At 71.4% G+C, this 7186-nt stretch carries 7 protein-coding genes; 5 read left to right on the top strand and 2 right to left on the bottom strand.

Going from position 1 to position 7186, the window contains the following annotated elements; genetic code table 11:
* Positions 1–127: 127 nt before the first annotated feature.
* Positions 128–1597 (bottom strand): regulator, encoded by a 1470-nt coding sequence (locus ACFYUS_RS34070; RefSeq protein WP_388861152.1) that lies wholly within the window; start codon positions 1595–1597, stop codon positions 128–130.
* A gap of 288 nt (positions 1598–1885) precedes the next feature.
* Here ACFYUS_RS34070 and lipB point away from each other — a divergent pair, with 288 nt between their 5' ends.
* The 4 genes from lipB to ACFYUS_RS34050 all read left to right on the top strand — a co-directional run bounded on the left by lipB (position 1886) and on the right by ACFYUS_RS34050 (position 4985).
* Positions 1886–2707, top strand: a complete 822-nt coding sequence (gene lipB, locus ACFYUS_RS34065; protein ID WP_388861149.1) for a lipoyl(octanoyl) transferase LipB — start codon at positions 1886–1888, stop codon at positions 2705–2707.
* Between the two features lie 104 nt (positions 2708–2811).
* On the top strand, positions 2812–3780 hold the full coding sequence (gene lipA / locus ACFYUS_RS34060) for a lipoyl synthase (RefSeq protein ID WP_041128874.1): 969 nt from the start codon (positions 2812–2814) through the stop codon (positions 3778–3780).
* A 274-nt stretch (positions 3781–4054) separates the two neighbouring features.
* Positions 4055–4270, top strand: coding sequence for a hypothetical protein (locus ACFYUS_RS34055; RefSeq protein WP_041128875.1), 216 nt, complete (start codon positions 4055–4057; stop codon positions 4268–4270).
* A gap of 10 nt (positions 4271–4280) precedes the next feature.
* Positions 4281–4985, top strand: a complete 705-nt coding sequence (locus ACFYUS_RS34050) for a DUF4191 domain-containing protein (protein WP_388861146.1) — start codon at positions 4281–4283, stop codon at positions 4983–4985.
* A 67-nt stretch (positions 4986–5052) separates the two neighbouring features.
* On the opposite strand, the gene ACFYUS_RS34045 is transcribed toward ACFYUS_RS34050, so the two are convergent.
* Entirely contained in the window at positions 5053–5520 is a 468-nt protein-coding gene (locus ACFYUS_RS34045) for an RDD family protein (RefSeq protein WP_388861143.1), read from the bottom strand.
* Between the two features lie 223 nt (positions 5521–5743).
* Here ACFYUS_RS34045 and glnA point away from each other — a divergent pair, with 223 nt between their 5' ends.
* Positions 5744–7168, top strand: a complete 1425-nt coding sequence (gene glnA / locus ACFYUS_RS34040; RefSeq protein WP_388861140.1) for a type I glutamate--ammonia ligase — start codon at positions 5744–5746, stop codon at positions 7166–7168.
* The last annotated feature ends 18 nt before the right edge of the window (positions 7169–7186 follow it).

Here is a 7186-nt window from a genome sequence, read left to right as displayed (position 1 = left end):
CCCCGCCCGCCCCCCCCGCCGGGGCGCCGCCCCCCCCCCCCGCCGCGGGGGGGGGGGCGCGGGCCCGCCCCCCGCCCGGGGGGGGGGGGCGCCCCCCCCCGCCCCCCCCCCCCCCCACGGGGGCGCGTCAGCCGATCGCCGCCACGCGGTCGCGGTACGTGCGCGCCGCCGCCGCGTCGCGGTACGGCTCCAGGCGGCGTTCGAAGTCGCGGACGTACTCGACGGCCCGCGCCGACCGCATCTCGGAGGCCTGCTGGGCGGCCTCCGCGCCCAGTGCGCACGCCTGCTCCAGTTCGCCGAGGGCGAGCCGGGAGGTGGCGAGGACGACGCGGCAGAAGAGGCGGCTGCGGGCGAAGCCGGGGGCGCCGAGCTGGAGGGCGCGTTCGGCGTGCTGGGCGGCGGGGCGGTACTGCTGGAGGTCCCGGTGGCAGTGGCCGAGCTCGTCGGCGAGCTGGGCCTCGTCGAAGTGGCGGGCCCAGTAGGGGACCTCGTCCCCGGGCCGGGCCGCCTCCAGGGCCCGTTCCGCGCGGACCAGGGAGGCGCTGCAGGCCCGCGCCTCGCCGAGGACCGCGTGGCCCCGCGCCTCGACGGCGTGCAGCATCGCCTGGACGACGGGGGGCGCGGCGGGCCCGACGCCCTGCTGGGCGACCCGGGCGAGCTGCACGGCCTCGCGCCCGTGGCCGAGGTAGACGGCCTGGCAGCTCATGGTGAGGAGCACGTACGAGCCGTACGCCCGGTCCCCGGCGGCCTGGGCGAGGCGCAGCGCCTGGACGAAGTACCGCTGGGCGAGTCCGTGGGCGGCGATGTCGTACGAGGTCCAGCCGGCGAGCCGGGTGAGGTCGGCGGCCGCCGCGAAGAGGCGGCGCCCGGTGCTCTCCCCGTACGTGCCGCGCAGCATCGGCTCGGCCTCGTGCTCCAGATAGCGGACGAGGGCCTGCCGGGCGTGCCCGCCGCCGTAGGCGTGGTCGAGGGTGCGGAAGAGCTCGCCGACGGAGCGGAGGGCGGCGATGTCGCCGCTGGAGACCCGCTGGCCCGGCCCCCCGTCCGTACCGCGCTGGCGGGGTACGGAGAAGCGGCCCTGGGACGGGACCCGGGGGTCCTGCGGGGGCGTGGAGGCGCGGGACGCGGTGGGCGCCGGTTCGCCGCGGGCGACCCGGTCGTCGGCGCGGCCGATGAGCCAGTCGCGGCTGGGGACGACGAGGCCGGCCGGGGTGAAGGCGATCTTGCGGAGTTCGGCGTGGCTGCCGGAGTCCTTGCGCCACAGGCCGCTGACGATGTCGACGGCCTCCTCGGGGGTGGCGGCGAACTCCAGGCCGGCGTAGACGGGCGCGCAGGCGTCGAGGCCGAGGTCCTGGGCGGAGAGCCGGCGGCCGAGGCGGCGGGTGAAGACCTCGGCGATGAGGGCGGGGGTGGTGCCGCGCGGCTGCTGCCCGCGGAGCCAGCGGGTCACGGAGGTCTTGTCGTACCGCAGGTCGAGCCCGTGTTCCAGTCCGAGCTGGTCGACCCGTCTGGCGAGCCCCGCGTTGGAGAACCCGGCTTCGGCGATGAGCGCGGCGAGCTGGCGGTTCGGGATGCGCTGCGGTGGTCGTTCCGTCATCAGCTGTGCGGTCTCCTGCCTTCCGGGCCCGGACGGCAGCCCCGTCGGACCCTCATGGAACGGCGCGAATTTAGCGGTCCCCACGGCCCGTACCGCCACCTTCGCCCCACATTCATCCGATCGTGTGAGGATTGATGGCATCGCTGACGTAGGCGCCCCCGTCCACCTGCCGGAGGGGCGTCCCCGCCGCCGCCGTACAGTGGCATGGGCGCGAATGACGCATGGTGCCGAGCCGGCCCGGGATGATCCCCGGTTTCCGGATCCCGGCACCCAGGAGGAGGCATGGCCGTGAGTGAGCTGCGATTCGTCCGCCTTGGGTTCGGCGAGGAAGCCGTCGAGTACCAGGTGGCGTGGGACAAGCAGCGCGAGGTGCACGCCGCGCGGTTCGCCGACGAGATCGACGACACCTGTCTGCTCCTCGAGCACCCGCCGGTCTACACGGCCGGCCGGCGCACGCAGGAGAGCGAGCGGCCGCTGGACGGGACTCCGGTGGTGGACGTGGACCGCGGCGGCAAGATCACCTGGCACGGCCCCGGCCAGCTGGTCGGCTACCCGATCATGAAGCTGCCCCGCCCGGTGGACGTCGTCGCGCACGTGCGCCGCCTGGAGGAGGCCCTGATCCGCACGGCCGCCGAGTTCGGCGTGGCCACGACCCGGATCGAGGGACGCAGCGGGGTCTGGGTCCTCGGCGACCCGATCGAGCAGCGCCCCTCGCTCGGCGGGCTCTCCCTCGACTTCGACCCCCGGCTGACCGACGAGGAGTTCGACCCGCGCCTGAACGGCCCGGAGTACGCCCCGTCCAACGCCGGCCAGCGCCGCGAGGACCGGAAGCTCGCCGCCATCGGCATCCGGGTCGCCAAGGGCGTCACCATGCACGGCTTCGCCCTGAACGTGAACCCGGACAACACCTGGTTCGACCGGATCATCCCGTGTGGCATCCGCGACGCGGGCGTGGCCTCGCTCGCGAACGAGCTGGGCCGGGACCTCACGATCGAGGAGGTGCTCCCGGTCGTGGAGAAGCACCTGCGGGACGTCCTGGAGAACGCGGAGCTGAAGCCGCGGGAGATCGAGCACGAAGGCGCGGACCAGGCGGTACGGGCCTCGGCCTGAGGAATGCCGAGCCGTGGCCACGGGTTGGCCACGCGTAGAGCAAGGCATGGAAGCAACGGGCGTACCCTGGTGTGCGCCGAAGAATCGAAGCTACAGGAGCCGATGTGTCCGCAGTCGCCCCCGACGGACGCAAGATGCTGCGCCTGGAGGTCCGGAACGCCCAGACCCCCATCGAGCGCAAGCCCGAGTGGATCAAGACCCGCGCGAAGATGGGTCCGGAGTACACGAAGATGCAGGGCCTCGTGAAGAGCGAGGGCCTGCACACGGTCTGCCAGGAGGCGGGCTGTCCCAACATCTTCGAGTGCTGGGAGGACCGCGAGGCGACCTTCCTCATCGGCGGCGACCAGTGCACCCGGCGCTGCGACTTCTGCCAGATCGACACGGGCAAGCCCGAGGCCCTCGACCGTGACGAGCCGCGCCGCGTGGGCGAGTCGGTCGTCACGATGGACCTGAACTACGCCACGATCACGGGCGTCGCGCGCGACGACCTGGAGGACGGCGGCGCCTGGCTGTACGCGGAGACCGTGCGCCAGATCCACCAGCAGACGGCGGACCGCGCCGACGGCCGCACCAAGGTCGAGCTGCTCGCCCCCGACTTCAACGCGGTGCCGGAGCTCCTCAAGGAGGTCTTCGACTCCCGCCCCGAGGTCTTCGCGCACAACGTCGAGACCGTCCCGCGGATCTTCAAGCGGATCCGTCCGGGCTTCCGGTACGAGCGCTCCCTGGACGTCATCACCCAGGCCCGCGACTACGGTCTGGTCACGAAGTCGAACCTGATCCTCGGCATGGGCGAGACCCGCGAGGAGATCAGCGAGGCGCTCCAGCAGCTGCACGACGCGGGCTGCGAGCTCATCACGATCACGCAGTACCTGCGCCCCTCCGTCCGGCACCACCCCGTGGAGCGCTGGGTGAAGCCGCAGGAGTTCGTGGAGCTGAAGGAGGAGGCCGACGAGATCGGCTTCTCCGGCGTGATGTCGGGCCCGCTGGTCCGGTCCTCGTACCGCGCGGGCCGTCTGTACCAGCAGGCGATCGAGAAGCGCGGTGCGGTCGACAACGCGACGCAGGCCGTCTGAGCCCGCCCCGTGGCCGTGTGAATCGGCGCACAAGTAGTTACCGGCTGGTAGTGGCCGGATCCGGCGCGGCCCGGGCGCTCCCGCAGCTCAGCGGGGGCGCCCGGGCCGCGTCCGCGTCCGCCCCGTCCTCCACATGGCCGCATCAACGTTTCACCAGTGTTTGACCGCCGGGTCACGCCCTGGTAACACCGATCTGTGAGCCTGGTTTCACTCACCGCCACCACCGCTCGCACCCCCCACCTCGTCTCACCCGCAATCGAGGGAGGACCCCGACATGCCGGCCGCATCGACGCACGTCCGCGTCACCGCGATCCCGTCCGTCACCGACGCCCTGAAGGCCGTGGAGGCCCTGCTCCTGGGCGCCGGCCAGCGCACCGCCCGGCGCAACGCCTGGAACTCCGTCCTGGAGGACCGCCGCCGGGCCAAGGACCGGGTGGAGGCCCAGCACGTGATGGAGGTCGCGTCGGGCCGGGCTTCCCGGGCCACGTAAACTTCAGGACATGGCGAGGAAGGCAAACACGGGCAGCGCTGACGCTGCGAACCCCGGGCGACTGAAGCAGATCGCCCTCACGTACCAGATGACCCGGAAGGCGGACCCGAAGGTCGGTCTGGTCGTCGCGGGCGTGGGCATCGGCGTACTCGGTGTCCTCCTCGCGATCGGCTTCCTCATCGGCCATCCGGTCTACCTGGGCATCCTGGGCTTCGTCCTGGCGCTCCTGGCGGCGGCCATCGTCTTCGGGCGACGCGCCGAGCGCGCTGCCTTCGGGCAGATGGAGGGCCAGCCGGGCGCGGCCGCGGCGGTCCTGCAGAACGTCGGGCGCGGCTGGACGACGACCCCCGCGGTCGCGATGAACCGCAACCAGGACGTCGTGCACCGCGCCGTAGGCCGGGCCGGCATCGTCCTGGTGGCCGAGGGCAACCCGAACCGGGTCAAGGCCCTGCTCGCGGCCGAGAAGAAGCGGATGAACCGCGTCGTGGTGGACGTGCCGGTGCACGACATCATCGTCGGCGACGGCGAGGGCCAGGTGCCGCTGAAGAAGATCCGTACGACCATGCTCAAGATGCCGCGCGTGCTCACCGGCCCGCAGGTGACCGCGGCCAACGACCGACTGCGGGCGATGGGCGACCTCATGAGCAACATGCCGCTGCCGAAGGGTCCGATGCCGAAGGGCATGCGGATGCCGCGCGGCGGCAAGATGCGCTGACACCCGACCTGACAGAAAGGCCCCGGACCGTGCGGTCCGGGGCCTTCCTCGTCTTCGCATCGCCGATTCAGATGCGGACCTGGACGGCGCCGGAGAGGCGGTCGTGGAGGCCGCGGCCGTCGCGGTCCCAGATGAGGGCCGGGATGGCCAGGCAGACGAGCAGGGAGCGGAGCGCCACCCGGAACGGACCGAGGCGGCCGCCGTTCGCGGAGACGACGCGCAGACCGAAGATCCGCTTGCCGGGCGTCGAGCCGACGGTGCCGACCGTCAGCACGCCGAGGACGAACAGGATGACCAGGGCCCAGTTGCCCGTCGCCTGGTTGTAGCCGTCGGTGATCAGGCCGTATGCGATCAGCATGCAGAGGGCCCAGTCGACCGCGAGGGCGCCCAGGCGCCGCCCGGGACGGGCGATCGAGCCGGGGCCCTCCTCGGGCAGACCGAGCTGCTCACCGCGGTAGCCGAAGTCGACGCCTGCGTCCTCGGCCGCCGCGCGGGGGCCGGAGAGCCAAGATCCGAGTGCTTGCCTGTTGTCCACCCGACCACGGTACTGCGCCCGTTTTTGATCAGTTCGGCCCGGGTCGGAGTACGGCTCCGGGGCACCGGAACAGCACCCGGCCCGGTTAACTTCGACGAAACAATTGGGTCACGCTTGAGAAATCCCGTCTGCCTATGGTCGGGTCCACCGTGTGCCACCGCACTGGCCGCACGACCGCTGCAGAGACCCCGCCCCTCCCCGGGCCGGGAGTAGGAGGAGTGGGATGTCCCAGAACAACGGGTTCCAGAACGCCGACGAGGTCCAGAAGTTCATCAAGGACAACGACGTCAAGATGGTCGACGTCCGGTTCTGCGACCTTCCGGGTGTGATGCAGCACTTCACGATCCCGGCGACGGCCTTCGACCCGTCGGAGGAGCTCGCCTTCGACGGCTCGTCGATCCGCGGCTTCCAGGCCATCCACGAGTCCGACATGGCGCTCCGCGCCGACCTGTCGACCGCGCGCGTGGACCCCTTCCGCCGCGACAAGACGCTGAACATCAACTTCTTCATCCACGACCCGATCACGGGCGAGGCCTACAGCCGCGACCCGCGGAACATCGCGAAGAAGGCCGAGGCGTACCTCGCCTCCACCGGCATCGCCGACACCGCCTACTTCGGCCCCGAGGCCGAGTTCTACGTCTTCGACTCGGTCCGCTTCGAGACCTCCGCGAACCAGGGCTTCTACCACATCGACTCCGAGGCCGGCGCCTGGAACACCGGTGCGGAGGAGAACAACCGCGGCTACAAGGTCCGCTACAAGGGCGGCTACTTCCCGGCCCCGCCGGTCGACCACTTCGCCGACCTGCGCTCGGAGATGTCCCTGGAGCTGGAGAACGTCGGCCTCCAGGTCGAGCGCCAGCACCACGAGGTCGGCACCGCCGGCCAGGCCGAGATCAACTACAAGTTCAACACGCTGCTGGCCTCGGCCGACGACCTGATGCTGTTCAAGTACATCATCAAGAACGTCGCCTGGCGGAACGGCAAGACCGCGACCTTCATGCCGAAGCCGATCTTCGGCGACAACGGCTCGGGCATGCACGTCCACCAGTCGCTCTGGTCGAACGGCGAGCCGCTCTTCTACGACGAGACGGGCTACGCGGGCCTCTCGGACACCGCCCGCTACTACATCGGCGGCATCCTCAAGCACGCCCCGTCGCTGCTCGCCTTCACCAACCCGACGGTGAACTCGTACCACCGCCTCGTCCCGGGCTTCGAGGCCCCGGTCAACATGGTGTACTCGCAGCGCAACCGCTCCGCCGCCATGCGCATCCCGATCACGGGCTCGAACCCGAAGGCCAAGCGCGTCGAGTTCCGCGCGCCGGACCCGTCCTCGAACCCGTACCTCGCCTTCTCCGCCCTGCTCCTCGCGGGCCTCGACGGCATCAAGAACAAGATCGAGCCGGCCGAGCCGATCGACAAGGACCTCTACGAGCTCGCCCCCGAAGAGCACGCCAACGTCCAGCAGGTCCCGACCAACCTGGAGGCCGTCCTCAAGGCCCTCGAGGCCGACAACGAGTACCTCCAGGCCGGCGGCGTCTTCACCTCCGACCTGATCGAGACCTGGATCGACTACAAGCGCACCAACGAGATCGCCCCGATCCAGCTCCGCCCGCACCCGCACGAGTTCGAGCTGTACTTCGACCTCTAGGCCGAGGCTGCCCGGCGA

Source organism: Streptomyces sp. NPDC004284 (assembly GCF_042874035.1).
Taxonomy (GTDB): Bacteria; Actinomycetota; Actinomycetes; order Streptomycetales; family Streptomycetaceae; genus Streptomyces.
This window is presented reverse-complemented; position numbering and strand designations above follow the sequence as displayed.